The organism is Thermoleptolyngbya sichuanensis A183 (assembly GCF_013177315.1).
Taxonomy (GTDB): Bacteria; Cyanobacteriota; Cyanobacteriia; order Elainellales; family Elainellaceae; genus Thermoleptolyngbya; species Thermoleptolyngbya sichuanensis.
In genome coordinates, this window is record NZ_CP053661.1 from 1037403 (window position 1) to 1052662 (window position 15260).

14 protein-coding genes are annotated in these 15260 nt (G+C 53.8%); 11 read left to right on the forward strand and 3 right to left on the reverse strand.

Features of this window, described 5'->3' with window-relative positions:
• Positions 1-186: 186 nt before the first annotated feature.
• Entirely contained in the window at positions 187-2283 is a 2097-nt protein-coding gene (gene ligA, locus HPC62_RS04505) for an NAD-dependent DNA ligase LigA (RefSeq protein ID WP_172353942.1), read from the forward strand.
• Positions 2284-2302: 19 nt separating this feature from the next.
• On the opposite strand, the gene HPC62_RS04510 is transcribed toward ligA, so the two are convergent.
• Positions 2303-2677 (reverse strand): hypothetical protein, encoded by a 375-nt coding sequence (locus HPC62_RS04510; protein ID WP_172353943.1) that lies wholly within the window; start codon positions 2675-2677, stop codon positions 2303-2305.
• On the opposite strand from HPC62_RS04510, the gene HPC62_RS04515 reads away from it, so the two are divergent.
• Both HPC62_RS04515 and HPC62_RS04520 read left to right on the forward strand, forming a co-directional pair.
• A complete protein-coding gene (locus tag HPC62_RS04515) occupies positions 2650-4272 on the forward strand; it encodes an alpha/beta hydrolase (protein ID WP_172353944.1) in 1623 nt (540 codons plus the stop codon). The genes HPC62_RS04510 and HPC62_RS04515 overlap by 28 nt on opposite strands.
• 653 nt (positions 4273-4925) lie before the next feature.
• Entirely contained in the window at positions 4926-5303 is a 378-nt protein-coding gene (locus HPC62_RS04520; RefSeq protein WP_172353945.1) for a helix-turn-helix domain-containing protein, read from the forward strand.
• Positions 5304-5380: 77 nt separating this feature from the next.
• On the opposite strand, the gene HPC62_RS04525 is transcribed toward HPC62_RS04520, so the two are convergent.
• A protein-coding gene (locus HPC62_RS04525) for an ISKra4 family transposase (protein WP_172353946.1) occupies positions 5381-6444 on the reverse strand; the annotation gives its coding sequence in 2 pieces (ribosomal slippage) (positions 5381-6288 and positions 6288-6444; 1065 coding nt in all).
• Here HPC62_RS04525 and HPC62_RS04530 point away from each other — a divergent pair.
• From HPC62_RS04530 to HPC62_RS04555, 6 genes are all read left to right on the forward strand, one after another.
• The gene (locus tag HPC62_RS04530) at positions 6443-7051 is read left to right on the forward strand and encodes an IS630 family transposase (protein ID WP_216655324.1); all 609 of its coding nucleotides are present in this window, start codon (positions 6443-6445) and stop codon (positions 7049-7051) included. The genes HPC62_RS04525 and HPC62_RS04530 overlap by 2 nt on opposite strands.
• 76 nt (positions 7052-7127) lie before the next feature.
• Positions 7128-7436, forward strand: coding sequence for a sugar transferase (locus tag HPC62_RS23835; protein ID WP_172353947.1), 309 nt, complete (start codon positions 7128-7130; stop codon positions 7434-7436).
• A 237-nt stretch (positions 7437-7673) separates the two neighbouring features.
• A complete protein-coding gene (locus tag HPC62_RS04540; RefSeq protein ID WP_172353948.1) occupies positions 7674-8291 on the forward strand; it encodes a hypothetical protein in 618 nt (205 codons plus the stop codon).
• A gap of 70 nt (positions 8292-8361) precedes the next feature.
• A protein-coding gene (locus tag HPC62_RS04545) for an ISKra4 family transposase (RefSeq protein ID WP_172353946.1) occupies positions 8362-9425 on the forward strand; the annotation gives its coding sequence in 2 pieces (ribosomal slippage) (positions 8362-8518 and positions 8518-9425; 1065 coding nt in all).
• Between the two features lie 642 nt (positions 9426-10067).
• Positions 10068-10724: a peptide-methionine (S)-S-oxide reductase MsrA gene (gene msrA, locus HPC62_RS04550; protein ID WP_172353949.1), complete on the forward strand. Its 657-nt coding sequence runs from the start codon at positions 10068-10070 to the stop codon at positions 10722-10724.
• Between the two features lie 10 nt (positions 10725-10734).
• The gene (locus HPC62_RS04555; protein WP_228721703.1) at positions 10735-12411 is read left to right on the forward strand and encodes an RluA family pseudouridine synthase; all 1677 of its coding nucleotides are present in this window, start codon (positions 10735-10737) and stop codon (positions 12409-12411) included.
• Positions 12412-12413: 2 nt separating this feature from the next.
• Here HPC62_RS04555 and HPC62_RS04560 read toward each other — a convergent pair whose 3' ends face one another.
• Entirely contained in the window at positions 12414-12716 is a 303-nt protein-coding gene (locus HPC62_RS04560) for a hypothetical protein (protein ID WP_228721704.1), read from the reverse strand.
• A gap of 246 nt (positions 12717-12962) precedes the next feature.
• Here HPC62_RS04560 and HPC62_RS04565 point away from each other — a divergent pair, with 246 nt between their 5' ends.
• Positions 12963-13547, forward strand: a complete 585-nt coding sequence (locus HPC62_RS04565; protein ID WP_172353950.1) for a hypothetical protein — start codon at positions 12963-12965, stop codon at positions 13545-13547.
• Between the two features lie 379 nt (positions 13548-13926).
• The gene (locus HPC62_RS04570) at positions 13927-15084 is read left to right on the forward strand and encodes a quinone-dependent dihydroorotate dehydrogenase (RefSeq protein ID WP_172358778.1); all 1158 of its coding nucleotides are present in this window, start codon (positions 13927-13929) and stop codon (positions 15082-15084) included.
• Positions 15085-15260 lie beyond the last annotated feature (176 nt).

Here is a 15260-nt window from a genome sequence, read left to right on the forward strand (position 1 = left end):
GCGGGGCGGTGCGTTACGGCTACGCCTAACAGCACCCTACAAGTCAACTTGTCTATGGCTCCCAGCTTAAAAGCGCTCTGAACATGTATGTCTGTGCAACGGGTATCCCGGCTATCCCAAAGGCGCAAGGCTGACTCTAAAATCGAGAAGCGAATCATCAACCTGCGCTTTTAACCCAGACCGACCGTGGCAGCCAAACCTCCCAATTCTGCAACTGCTTCTCCCCAAGCCCCCACGCCAGCGCAGCGGGCCGCCGAACTGCGGAACCTGCTGAACCAGGCCAGCTACGAATATTACGTGCTGGATGCGCCAACGCTGCCCGATGCGGTGTATGACCAGCTTTATCGAGAGCTTCAGGATCTGGAAGCCGCAGACCCGACGCTGATTTCGCCCGACAGTCCCACCCAGCGCGTGGGCGATCGCCCCTCCAGCCAATTCACCTCCATCCGCCACAATATTCCGCTCTACAGCCTGGAAAACGCCTTCAACCTGGCAGAAGTTGCCACTTGGGACACGCGCTGGCGACGCTATTACGCGACCGTTGCCGAGGCTCAGCCCGCGCTGCCCGACTCGGCCTATGTTTGCGAGCTAAAAATTGACGGCTCCGCCCTGGCGCTGACCTACGAAAACGGGCTGCTGGTGCGCGGGGCGACGCGGGGCGATGGCGTAACGGGGGAAGACATTACGCCCAACGTGCGGACGATTCGCTCGATTCCGCTGCGGCTGAAGGGCGAACACCTGCCGCCCGTGGTGGAGGTGCGGGGCGAGGCGTTTTTGCCGCTGGACGTGTTTCAGCAGATTAACCAAGAGCGCGAGGAGGCGGGCGAGGCCCTGTTTGCCAACCCGCGCAACGCGGCGGCGGGAACCCTGCGCCAGCTCGATTCGCGGATTGTGGCGCGGCGGCGGCTCGACTTTTTTGCCTACACGCTGCATCTTGCAGGAGACGGGGATTTTCCTAAGCCTTCGTCTCAGTGGGAAGCGCTGGATTTGCTGCAAACGCTCGGCTTTCGGGTGAATCCGAACCGCAAGCTGTGCGAATCCTTGGAGGAGGTGCGCCAGTTTGCCGACCACTGGGAGCGGGCCCGGTTTGACCTGCCCTACCTCACTGACGGGCTGGTGATCAAGCTGAACGGGCTGGCGTTGCAGGAACGGCTGGGCTTTACCCAAAAGTTTCCGCGCTGGGCGATCGCCCTCAAGTATCCCGCCGAAGAAGCGCCGACCGTCGTGCAGGGCATTTCCGTGCAGGTGGGGCGGACGGGCGCGGTCACGCCTGTTGCAGAACTGGCCCCAGTGCAGCTTGCAGGCACGACTGTTTCGCGGGCGACGCTGCATAATGCCGACTTCATCGCGGCGCTGGATGTGCGCGTGGGCGATACGGTGATTGTGCGAAAGGCGGGCGAAATCATTCCCGAAGTGGTGCGCGTGCTGCCGGAACTGAGACCCGCCGGGGCAGAACCGTTTCAACTGCCGACCCATTGCCCCGTGTGCGGGCAGCCCTTGGTGCGCCCGGAAGAGGAGGCCGTCACCCGCTGCGTGAATTCATCCTGTCCGGCGATCGTGCGCGGTTCCCTGGTGCATTGGGCCTCGCGGCAGGCGCTCGATATCAACGGACTGGGCGAGAAGTGGGTGCAGCAGTTGGGCGATCGCGGCTTGCTGAACAGCGTTGCCGACCTGTATGACCTGACGGCAGAGCAACTGATCGGCATTGACCGGATGGGCAAAAAATCCGCTGAAAATCTAGTTAGGGCGATCGCCCAATCCAAAACCCAACCCTGGTGGCGCGTCTTATTTGGGCTGGGTATCCGGCACGTCGGCGCAGTCAACGCACAAACGCTGGCCGAAGCCTTTCCAACCGTCGAAGCCCTGGCTGCGGCTGAAGAATCGGACATTGCCGCTGTCTACGGCATTGGCCCGGAAATCGCCCGGTCGGTCTATCAGTGGTTCCGCGTACCTGCCAACCAAGCGCTCGTGGAGCGGCTGCGGGCGGCAGGGTTGACCCTGGCAGGCGAGGCGCAACCTGCATCTGACAAACCCCAAACGCTGGCAGGCAAAACCTTTGTGCTGACGGGAACCCTGCCCACGCTGAAACGGGATGAAGCCGCTGAACGGATTAAAGCAGCAGGCGGCAAGGTGACGAGTTCCGTTAGCAAGAAGACTGATTTCGTGGTCGTGGGTGAAGACGCGGGGTCAAAATTGGAAAAGGCGATCGCTCTAAAAATCACCCAATTGTCAGAGGCGGATCTCCTCAAATTACTGTCAAATTCAGAGGGAGCGTCGCCCTGAGCGTTTTTCCAAAGCCGACCTACGCCAACTCCTGAATCAATGCCCGTGCCTCCTGGTTTGTTTTCGTCTGCCCTGTCCGTTCGACGCTGCCTGCGCCGATGGATTGCGGGCGTGGCTGGCCAGCAGGTTGGCAATAGCGGCGCACGCGGGCTGAGGGTTGGGCGATCGCCACAATTTTTGCCAGCACATCTGCTAGCTCAGAATCAGAAAGGCGCACGCGGGCTAAGGGTCGGGCGATCGCCACAATGCCACCCCAGACATCGCATTTGCAGCAATAAACGCTGGCGGCGGGCCCTGCTTGCATCCGCCTTTGCTCTGCCCCTAGCGCTCGTCGCCCCGCCCCTCCGCGCAGCCGAGCGAGTGCTGGTGTCGCTGGGTCCGTTTGAGCGCTCAATTTCCGTCCGCGCCCTGCGGATTTATGCCGAAGAAGGGCGCTATACTGAAAATCTGCGGGTTTATGCCCGGCACTATGCCACAGAAGAACAACTCCAACAGCTCGAACAACTCCTCAAAAACCGGCTGGAGCTAAACCTGACCCCCTGGGCCGTGTCCCAGTTTCTCTATTCCGACCAGGGCGAACTGTTGCTACAACGGCTGGGCGAAGTCGTTCGCACCGGGTCGAACCTGTCGGGCAAGCGGGCACTGCGGTCGGCCCTGGTGCTGGCGGCGGCCGATGGAGAAAACGGTCTAACGCCGCTCAACGTGCTGGAGCATTTTCCAGTAGACACGATGCGCATTGACCTGACCCGCGCGTTTTCTATTATTTCGTCCATCGAGCGGCTGGTGAACCAGACCAAGCAGGCCATTGATGCGATCGCCCTGATTTCCGAAGACAATGCCCGCCTAGAGCCAGTGGTTTCCACGTCCCAGATCAATCCGGTGCGTCCCGGCCGCTACACGGTTTCGCTTCAGACCCTCACGCAGGAACAGTTTCGCGGCTGTTTAAGTACCCCCGCTAGTCTGTATTCCCCTGCGGATCATAGCCTGGTTTATACAGGACGACGCTTTGGCAATCGCCCGCTGGAGGTCGATCTCTACCTGCCTGTCGCAGATCGCCAAAATCAGCCGCCCAATGCCATGCCGCTGGTGGTCATCTCCCACGGGCTAGGCTCCAATCGTCTCACCTTCAGCTACATTGCTCAACATCTTGCGTCCTATGGCTTTGCGGTTGCGGTGCCAGAACATCCCGGCAGCAACACCAAACGCCTGGAAGACCTGATTGACGGGATTGTTCGCAACGAAACTGAACCCGCTGAATTTGTCCAGCGCCCCCAGGACATTACCTGTCTGCTCAACACGCTAGAGCGTGACCCCCGGTTCAAGAACTTGATCGATACCGATCAAGTAGGCGTAGTTGGACAGTCGCTCGGTGGCTACACAGCCTTTGCCATTGCGGGCACCCCGATTGATCTCAGTCGGCTAAACCAGGAATGCAGGCTTGATGAAACCCTGAACCTGTCGCTGCTGCTTCAATGCCGCCTGCAAAACTGGGTGCTGGATTCCAACAACCTGCGTGACCCCAGGGTAAAAGCCATTATCGCCATCAACACCCTGGGCAGCAGCCTGTTTGGGGAAGAAGGCTATGCGGCGCTAGATGTGCCCACGCTGATCGTTTCCAGCGGAGCCGATACGGTCACCCCTGCGCTGCCGGAGCAAATTACGCCCTTTACCTGGCTGACCACGCCTCATCGCTATCTGCTGCTGCTGCAAAACGCGACCCACTTTTCCGCGATCGATGTACCCGCAGAAGACAATGTAGCGGTTAACCTGCCGCCGGAAGTCGTGGGACCCGATCCGGCGATCGCCCATTACTATCTCCGCACCGTTAGCCTCGCCTTTTTCCAAACCTATCTGAATCAGGACGATACCTACCGCCCGTTTCTCAGCGCCCGCTACATCGAGCAACTCCAGGATGACCAGCTACCCCTTAGCATTGTGGAGCGCTTCACTCCCGATCAACTCGCCCAGGCGAATGCTCGGAAACCCTGAGTAAGGCTTACCTCAGCTTAGTTTGCAGCTTTGCAAAGCCGTGATGCACTTATCCGACTGCTGATGACTTGTGGCGAACGGTTTCCTGGTGCTATTACGGAGATTGAAATGTATTAAAAGAGATCAGTGCGATCGCCAAATGGTGGGAAAACACATAAGCTCAGCTTATGCAAAAAACTCTCCAACGCCAAAAAATACTGTATTAGCGATTACTGAAGAATCTCTTAAAGAGTCCTACGTGTCTGATTGCCAGGATGAACTGTTGCAAAAGACACAAGTTACAACCTAACTTTACATTCTTCAGTTTATATTATAACATTCTTCAGGTTATATTATATGTCCTTGTAGAAAACTCGAAAAGCTGATAAAAGATGTGCATGTGAATAAGTGATTTCACTTAGGAGCCGAAAGGATATCAGCTTTACATGATCTTCACAAAAGGAGTGGTCTATAGAGCTTGACAAGCTTGGAACCTTATTCGCATTCGGTTTTGTTTCTGGAGAATTACTGCGTTGGATAAGGTTTCATGACTGTTTTATGACTTCAAGGCTCTGTCTCTGAAGGTTTTCTATTAGGAGCTATAGCAATTTCTAGCCTAGTGAGGCGTATTTTGATATAATCTATTCAGTGAATTTACTTTACCCTTAACTCAAATGCGACCCTACTCACTAGATCTTAGACAAAAAATTATTGATGTCTACATTGAAGGGAATACGTCGCAACGTCAAATCGCTCAACAATTTCGAGTTGCTTACAGTTTCGTGCGAAAGCTGATCAAACAATATCGGGAAACAGGTGAGATTGCCCCCAAACGCCGCACTGAGCAAACGCCAACCAAATTAAGTAATGAGCAACTAGAGATCCTAAAAACGATTGCTGAATCAAATCATGACGCGACATTGGCAGAGTTGTGTGACTTGCTGGAACAAAGGGTCGGTGTTTGGATTGGCGTTTCGACGATGTTTCGTATGTTAGAGAAACTGAACTTAACCCTTAAAAAAAACGCTGTATCCCGACAAAAAGGAAACTGAACGGGTGCAAATCGAACGAGTCAAATTTTGGCAACTGGTTCGAGGATTCCAGGAGCATCCCACTTTCGATGAAACAGTCAACTGGCGAGCTGTCCATTGAGGTAGGCACAGCGCAGACTCAACATGGCATTAACGGAGGCCGTATTCCAGCGAGCACCCGAAATTTGGAGGCGTCGCCCAATCTGTTTGACAGCCGATTCTACGGCTCCTGATCCAATAGAACAGAGTTGCTCAGCCTGGTAGAACCCATAATTCACGATGCGAGAGCGATGGGTGCTCAGATAGGCTTCAAAATTGCGGGCTTGCTTGCGCCGACAGTCGGCAAAGAGGGCCCTGGCGGCTTCCACTTGACCTTGCCATAACAGCATTTCCGCCGCTGCTAAGCGCTTGAGCGACCCACCGACTTTGTAGAGGTTTTCTTTGAGATGGTACCAATCGAGGATTTCCCAACGGGTCTCAACGGTGGTGAGTTGAGCAAACAGATTCCACACCCCAGCGTGACCATCGCCCAGACAGACCAGTGGGGAGAGCAAGCGTTGAGCGCTGAGATAATCAATCAAGCTGTCATTGTCTTGGAAGAAGGCGTTGTAATCAATCCCCTCCACCCGCACCGCTTTGTAGTCTCGCCACGGGCTATCGGACTCTAGCAGGTCACGCAGACGGACTTTGCCGCCATCAATGCTGACCTCACTGACGCCTTGTTTAGCCTCGGCAGACTCGAACGACTGACGCCCCACCAGACGTTGTTGGGTCGAGTGCCCGACCCGCATCCCGGTCAGGGCTACGATGTCATCCTCTGCATCTTGAAACGATTCGTTGGCACTTAAGCGTAGGTTGGCTTTCTCTAGGCCACCACTGAGACGGCTGTAAGCCTTTACGCCTAACCGTTCTGCCTGACTTTGACGAATCTCAAGGACCCCTACTAAACTCTTCAATCGGCGAACCCGGCCTCGGGCGGGGTAGGCTTTCTGGTTGACAAAAAAAGGGCAACTCGAGGGCTCACCTCCTCTAGCATTTGCCGTCGTACAGTCTGCTCGATGCCTTCTAGACTATCGAGCCCCTCTCGGTTGCTATTGCGATACAAAATCTCGGCGATCTCTGCTGTACAAGTTTCCAATCGCTTTTGGTCTTCAGGTGTCATGGTGAGTCATCCCTGGGGCTACCCTCCCATTCTCACCCTTCGCACTGTTTTCGCGAAAGTGGGATGCTCCCGAGGATTCCTGGCTCAAGACTTAATCTTTATTGACGAATCAGGAGTGAACCTGGCTTTGGCTCGACTCCGGGCACGTGCCCCGAAAGGAAAACGAGCCCATGGTAAGCGTCCCAGCAAACGAGGGAAACGGGTCTCGATTCTTGGTGCAATTAGCCTTAAAAAGGTAATTACCTATTCCAATCTCATCGGTTCAGTCGATGGACTTACCTTTGAAGCCTTCATTTCCCAGAGACTCGTTCCTAAGTTGTGGAAAGGGGCATGTGTCATCATGGATAACTGCTCGATTCATCTTGGTGAAGAAGTTAGGAGGTTGATTGAGGATGCAGGTGCTAAACTGATGTTTCTACCGCCGTACTCGCCGGACTTTTCACCCATCGAGAATTGCTTTTCAAAGATTAAGAGTATTCTGCGCTCCCTTGGGGCACGGAGCTATCTTGATCTAGACAAAGCCATTGAGGAGTCCTTCTTCCAAGTGTCATTGAATGACCTACAGAATTGGTTCTCCCATTGCTGTTACTATGCCTCGCCAGAATGAAAAACGCTATAGTTTCTTGTCTAGTTGCTTCCTTTCTTTTTTTGGTGCATTACCCATCTGAATTGACCTCGTAAATATGGTGCAAAAACTTCAGCTTGTGGGTACGGCGGAATTTGTTCCTGTGCATAGATCAGCGCATTCCGTTGTGAAACGTTCTGTCGATTTGGTGGGTGGTTTTGTGGGGCTTGTTGTATTGGCAATTGTGTTTCTACCTGTGGCGATCGCGATTAAGATGGATAGTCCGGGCCCGATATTTTTTAGGCAAGTGCGTTGCGGACTTGCGGGTCAGCCGTTTACCCTCTACAAATTTCGTTCCATGATCACGGGTGCGGACGCTCTGAAGCACCTTGTCAAGAACGAGAGTGTTGGTCACCTGGTTGCCTGACACAAGTCCCGAAAGCCCAGAAAATTCGTTGTCTTGGGATCGAAGCCCATAGCTCCTGAGTTGGAGCCGGAGGGCTTGGTCAGAGGAGCTTTTGGGCCAGCGTCCCCTACGAGAAATCAGGGGTTTCCAGAGATGTGTCAGGCAGTCAGGCCCATAGCTCCTGAGTTGGAGCCGGAGGGCTTGGTCAGAGGAGCTTTTGGGCCAGCGTCCCCTACGAGAAATCAGGGGCTTCCAGAGATGTGTCAGGCAGTCAGTCCTGTACCTTCAGATGAAAATCTAACAATTTTCTTTGAAATTGTGCCCGGTACAGCCCAGCCTATAGAAGATTATGTTTACGAATCTGTTACGGCAACATTTGATCCAAAAACAGGCATTTACACCGACACCGCATCACTTCCGAGCGGGTTCTCTGCTTCTGGAATTCCAATTCAGATTGTCAGAGATGGATTAGTTGAAGGCAGCGAGACCTTTACGATTAATATCACTGCCGTCGATTCCCCAACCTATCAGATTGGTGAAAAAAGCTCGATTTCTGTCACTATTGAGGATGGATTGACGGCAGACACGACGTATATTGAGGACGGAAACACGCCTCTTAATGGACTGATTGGGCATGTGCCGGGTGCATATGACATCGTGGTTGGCGTAGTTGGTAATGTTGATCGCCTTTTGGCAGATGGACTCGGAGAAGCGCCATTCCGATTTGAGCTAAATGATGAGCTTCTCTTTGATCCTTTTCAGAATTCTCCTTTAAGTGAATTGATAGATTTGAAGCTGGTCTCGAAAAAGATTGCAGTGGCTGAGACTAATCTGGATACAGATGCCATAGGGACAGTGCTGGGGGTACATCAGTAGGGAGCATCCCACTTTCGCGAAAACAGTGCGAAGGGTGAGAATGGGAGGGTAGCCCCAGGGATGACTCACCATGACACCTGAAGACCAAAAGCGATTGGAAACTTGTACAGCAGAGATCGCCGAGATTTTGTATCGCAATAGCAACCGAGAGGGGCTCGATAGTCTAGAAGGCATCGAGCAGACTGTACGACGGCAAATGCTAGAGGAGGTGAGCCCTCGAGTTGCCCTTTTTTTGTCAACCAGAAAGCCTACCCCGCCCGAGGCCGGGTTCGCCGATTGAAGAGTTTGGTAGGGGTCCTTGAGATTCGTCAAAGTCAGGCAGAACGGTTAGGCGTAAAGGCTTACAGCCGTCTCAGTGGTGGCCTAGAGAAAGCCAACCTACGCTTAAGTGCCAACGAATCGTTTCAAGATGCAGAGGATGACATCGTAGCCCTGACCGGGATGCGGGTCGGGCACTCGACCCAACAACGTCTGGTGGGGCGTCAGTCGTTCGAGTCTGCCGAGGCTAAACAAGGCGTCAGTGAGGTCAGCATTGATGGCGGCAAAGTCCGTCTGCGTGACCTGCTAGAGTCCGATAGCCCGTGGCGAGACTACAAAGCGGTGCGGGTGGAGGGGATTGATTACAACGCCTTCTTCCAAGACAATGACAGCTTGATTGATTATCTCAGCGCTCAACGCTTGCTCTCCCCACTGGTCTGTCTGGGCGATGGTCACGCTGGGGTGTGGAATCTGTTTGCTCAACTCACCACCGTTGAGACCCGTTGGGAAATCCTCGATTGGTACCATCTCAAAGAAAACCTCTACAAAGTCGGTGGGTCGCTCAAGCGCTTAGCAGCGGCGGAAATGCTGTTATGGCAAGGTCAAGTGGAAGCCGCCAGGGCCCTCTTTGCCGACTGTCGGCGCAAGCAAGCCCGCAATTTTGAAGCCTATCTGAGCACCCATCGCTCTCGCATCGTGAATTATGGGTTCTACCAGGCTGAGCAACTCTGTTCTATTGGATCAGGAGCCGTAGAATCGGCTGTCAAACAGATTGGGCGACGCCTCCAAATTTCGGGTGCTCGCTGGAATACGGCCTCCGTTAATGCCATGTTGAGTCTGCGCTGTGCCTACCTCAATGGACAGCTCGCCAGTTGACTGTTTCATCGAAAGTGGGATGCTCCTAGTGGGATGCTCCTCATCAGTATGGGCACGCTATCAGCCTGGACAGCATTCAACTGGTTCCTGTGGCACCGTTGGAGTTGCTGTTGTAAACCTCTCTTCTAAACGTAGGTAGACCAAATTAAAAATCATCTCTTAAGACCTTGCGCCGCCTATGCCGCGGGCAGTATAGGATTTTTGGTTTGATGTTTTGTGTCCATCTACTGATTGGATTTGGGATTCGCTCAAAGACTCTCTGGTTGAGCAATTTCTAACGCAAAACTCTCTAGAAAAATTGAAAGCGAGATGATTGGGAAGCGAGGCTTATCCTGCCCTAGTTCTCATGGGATTCTTAGGTCACTCCCAGCAACACTCTGGGTAAAGGAGTCTAGGATGTGGGGGGCGTAAAGGATTAGAGGGCGATCGCTCTTTGGGGGCAGGGCTTCTTTCTCTAGTATTTTCCAGTGTTTTATTGTTGCGGTACTATGAGAGAAGAAGTAAAGAAGTATGAATTCTCTGCGCCCTTGATTTGGGAGTGCCTGATTAAAGCGCTAGGTCGTTCTGCTGGACTTTTACTTCTTATTGAAAGTGATCTGTATGCTTCTCTTGCACACTTCTAGAGACAGTTGGTAAACCGCTATGGTGCTATTTGGGTTTGGTAAAAAGCTGGCGCTGCCGACTCCTGAAGAGGCTTTGCCGGGGCGATCGCAGCCAATGCAGATTCAAAATCGCCACTTCGTCAACGGCAACCCGCTTCAGCCCCCATTCCCCGACGGGATGGAGCTAGCGCTGTTTGGGCTGGGCTGTTTTTGGGGCGCAGAGCGAAAGTTTTGGCAGCAGGAAGGCGTATACAGCACATCCGTGGGCTACGCAGGGGGCATCACGCCTAACCCCACTTATCAGGAAGTGTGCAGCGGTCTGACAGGGCATAACGAAGTCGTGCGCGTCGTATACGCCCCGTCGGTGATTTCCTACGAAGACCTGCTCAAGGTGTTCTGGGAAAGCCACGACCCCACCCAAGGAATGCGCCAAGGGAATGACGTAGGCACGCAGTATCGCTCTGGAATTTATGTTTATTCTGAGGCCCAGCGGCAAGCCGCCGAAGCCTCTCTCCAGCGCTATCAGGCTGCTCTCAAATCAGAAGGCTATGGCAGCATCACCACTGAAATTCTGGATGCGCCAGAGTTCTATTATGCGGAGGACTATCACCAGCAATATCTTGCCAAAAATCCGGGGGGCTATTGCGGACTGGGCGGCACCAAGGTCTGCTACCCGCCGACGACCGCCAGTGTATAGCTTGTGAGCCTTGCTGAGCTTGTATTCTGAAGCGATCGCCCACACGCTCCACCCGCTACCATCCTGCGCTAAAGCGTCTCTTGCAGATGCAACTGTGACGGGCTGGTATGGTGGGGTGTGTCCGCGTTCGGGCAGGTGGCTGTGTCTGCCCCGAACCCGCCTTTCAGAGGCGATCGCCCACGCTCTTATGCAGGAACTCGCAGCCTGTGAGGACTGCAACCGTGAAGGCAAGATGTACGGCGTTTTGCTCGTCAAAGCGCAGGCTGATGAACTGTATTTTCTCAAAGCGTTTTCTGGATTGCTCAATGGCAGCAGCACACAAGAAGGATGGGTTCCGCCAATTCCAGGGCGCGATCGCATTGCTGCATTAGAACTAGAAACACTGAATGCGCTGCAAGCAATCAAGCAGGAATTGATCCAGCTAGAAACCCTGTCGGTTCGTCAGGTTTATCATGCTGAAAAACTCAAGTTTGACTATGAACTAAAGCAGCTTTCGGATCTGCACCAGAACCGGAAGCAAGCCCGCGATCGCACTCGGCAGCAGTTACGCCAGCGTCCTGAAGACGACACAGTGGCGATCGCACTTCAGGCGCTTAATCATCAAAGCCAGCAGGATGGCATCGAGCGCCGAAACTTGAAAGCAAAGTGGAACGCTGTCCTGCATCCACTACAGCAAGAAATTGACCGGGCAAACGCACGGATTGCAGAACTGAAACAGCAGCGTAAAAGTCTATCTCGACAACTCCAGGCAGAATTTTACACTGCTCATCATCTCACCAACTTTGCAGGCGACTCTCAACCCCTGCAAGCGCTGATGCCGTCTGGTTTTTTGCCCACCGGGACGGGCGACTGCTGCGCCCCAAAACTTCTGCATTATGCAGCAACCCACGGACTAACGCCGATCGCCCTGGCGGAGTTTTGGTGGGGGCCGTCGCCTGCGCGAGAGCATCGGGTGCAAGGACAATTTTATGAAGCCTGTGCAGAGCGCTGTCAGCCGCTGATGGGGTTCTTGCTGTCGGGCTTGTCGGCTCAGGTATTGAAGACCGCTGCACCGGAACCGCTGGAGATTCTATACGAAGACCCGTGGCTGTTGGCTGTCAATAAGCCCAGTGGACTGCTGTCGGTGCCCGGTCGCTATGGACAAGATAGCGCGATCGCCCGACTCTCAACCCACTCACGGCTCTATCCCGCGCATCGGCTCGATCAAAATACCTCTGGCGTGCTGCTGCTGGCAAAAGACGCAGAAACTCACCGGGCGCTCCATCAGCAGTTTCAGCAGCGTCAGGTGCAAAAGGTTTACGAGGCGCTGCTATCTGGCCGTCTAGCGTCCGTTCCTGATGAAATTTGTCTGCCGCTGTGGGGCGACCCGGCCGAGCGTCCCCAGCAGCAGGTCGATTGGCAGCGGGGCAAGCCCAGCCAGACTCAGGTGCGCCTGCTCAGACAGGAACGCTGTGAATTCGATGGGGTATGGCGCAGTCGGGTAGAGCTAGTGCCTGTGACCGGGCGCACGCATCAGCTCCGGGTTCATGCGGCAGACGCGGCGGGTTTGGGAACGCCGATTTGGGGCGATCGCCTCTACGGTTGTCCAGCACACGCGCCCCGGCTCCATCTGCACGCTCACCAGATGACGGTCAAGCATCCGCAAACGTATGAAACGCTAACGCTCAAAGCTCCAGTACCGTTCTAGAATTATCCCCACCTTTGCGGCTCGTAGTCTGCACAATTCATCGCCTCTTCCGACAGCGCTCGCTCCGGATGTACCGTGCATTTCAAGTGATAATCGCCCGTAAAAAATCGACATTCAGAACAGGGAATCTTGTGCATTTGTTGCGCCTGGGCCAGCCCGTCTCGCCCTGCCGAAATCAGGTTCCAGGCAACCAGCCCCACCATGCCCCAAGCCATTACAAAACAAACTGGAACCAGCACCAAATGCACCAGCCACAATGCTCCCTGTATCCCTTCGCGTAAACCCGTGTAGAGCAGTTCAGACACGACGGTAGTTTGAGTAGTAAAAACCTTAACTAGCTTAGGGCATCTTGGGAATCCTGCTGACAGAATGCTACATATTGCAATAACCGTCTTGGAATAACCGTCTGCCGTCTCAGGGCATGAGGCTTTACTAGAAATAAACTATATTAGAAACTCTACCAGAAATAAACTGGAGCAGGCTGTATAGGTTCCTCAGGGTTTGGCAATAGGTTTTGGCTGGTAGAGTTTGGCGATCGCCCGCAAGGTTCTATGGCTCAATCCTCTGGAACAACAAGCTGCTTGGGCTGCTTGGGAACTCTCTTTTTCATCGTGTTTGTCGTACCTTCGATTATCTCTGGGCTATTTGCGGTCTTTCGCGGAGAAGCCTCGCTGGGGATAAAAAACTGCTCGTTTAATATTACGAATGGCTCCTTTAGCTGTAAACCAGAAATTACTGCTAAGTATCAATTCTTGAACATTACAAATCTAAAAGTAAAGCAAGATGAAATTATAGACGCGATTCAAAAATTTCATGCCCAAGTCAACCAGGCAGACTGTCTTTCTGTTTATGAACAGTCTAGTGAAACGTTTCAAAAAGCCAATTCACTGCCTCATTTCTTAATGTACTGTGACGCAATTCAGCGCAACTCTGGTAAAACAAGTGCATTCGAGATCCTCGGCTGGGAATGGCTTCCATCCGATCATCAGGCGAATGAATTTATCCGCGTTCATTTATGGGTTCACGGTCAGCGTTCTAACCGGGAGGAACTGCTGGTTTGGCAGATGCAGGGCCCAAACGTGCAGCTTGTGAGCCATGCCTATGGACTCATCCCTACTCAATTTGGGGGACGCTAATGGTCTTGCAAGAGTCTTGCCAAACCTCAAGATTGATTCTTGAATCGTCGCTTGATACAGTGAGATTTTCTAGTGAGATTTCCTGCTTTAAGAGCTAATTTGTAAAGGAGCCTGAAAGCCTTGTTAATCAAGGATTTCCGAGAAACCGCTTTTCCTGGGCAAACATGACCTCAAAGCCACACATGCCAAGAGTTTCAGGCTTCTTAAGATTTGCTTCATAAATTAGCTCTAATTCTTGCTTTGTGACTTAATCACAAGTGGCTTAATCACGAGTGGCTTAATCACAAGTGGCTTAATCACAATTTGTGACTCGGCAGAATGCTCTTGCAGGGAAGCCTGATGATTCAGCACCAAGGAAACATCCGTGGAGCTTTATAAAGTGGATCTTTATAAACAGGGGCTACGTCCGCTGCTGTTTAGCGGGCTGCGGGCTGACCCAGAATGGCTACACCGTCGGCTCATCGACACACTTAGCGGGCTTGCCGAGGCAGACGCAACCCGCAATCCGCCGCTGGCCTCCTGGGTGCGACAGCAGGGTCGGCGGGCCTTTTGTAGCGCCCATCCTGCCCTCAGCCAAACGCTCTGGGGCCTGAGTTTTCAGAATCCGGTGGGGCTGGCGGCTGGATTCGACAAGGACGGACGGGTCGCCCACCTGTGGCAGGATTTTGGCTTTGGCTTTGCGGAACTCGGCACTGTTACGCTCCATGCCCAGCCCGGAAATCCCCGACCCCGCCTGTTCCGCCTGCCTCAAGATTTGGCGGCGCTCAACCGCATGGGGTTTAACAATGAAGGGGCCGCTGCGATGGCTGCCCGCCTGAGCGTGTCTGCTATGCCCCTTCAAGACGCTGACCCCTCTGCGTTGCGGTTCCCCCTGGGGATTAATCTGGGCAAGTCCAAAGTGACCCCGCTGGAGTCTGCGGCGGAGGATTATCTCGGCAGTTTCCGGCTGCTTCAGAATTGCGGCAATTACTTTGTGGTGAATGTGTCCTCGCCCAACACGCCTGGATTGCGATCGCTCCAGGATGCCGACCAGCTTGACCGCATTTTGGGGCTATTGCAGCAAGAAAATGCAGGGCAAAAACCGCTGCTGGTGAAAATTGCGCCGGATCTCGACGAGGGGGAGATCGCCGATATTCTTGCCCTCTGCCAAACCCATCACCTGGCAGGGATCATCGCGACTAATACAACCGTTCAGCGCGATCGCCTCCACACCCAGCGCCTCCCTACAACGGGGAAATTGCTCACAGAAGAGGCCGGCGGTATCAGCGGCGCACCCCTCCGCCAGCGCTCCACCGAAATTATCCGACTGATTTATCAGAAGACCAGCGGGACTCTACCCATCATTGGGGTTGGCGGCATTTTCACCGCTGAGGATGCCTGGGAAAAAATTACCGCTGGCGCAAGCCTGGTGCAGGTCTACACGGGCTGGTTTTATGAAGGACCGTGGATGGTGCGCCGCATCCTCGACGGCCTCGCCCAAAAACTAGAGGCGCACGGTTTGAGCCACATCGCAAGGGCGATCGGGTGCAAGGCTTGAAAACCCCAACCTCCTTGCAGAGATGACTCATTTCGCTCACTTAGAAAGTCTAGGACTTACACACTTACGATAAGCTTTTTGGATTTTGGACAATTGCTCGCGGGCCCAGCTGGTGAGAAATTGTCCAACTGCGTAAGTCCTGAAAGTCGTATGCTGAATGAGGTATGAGATGCACC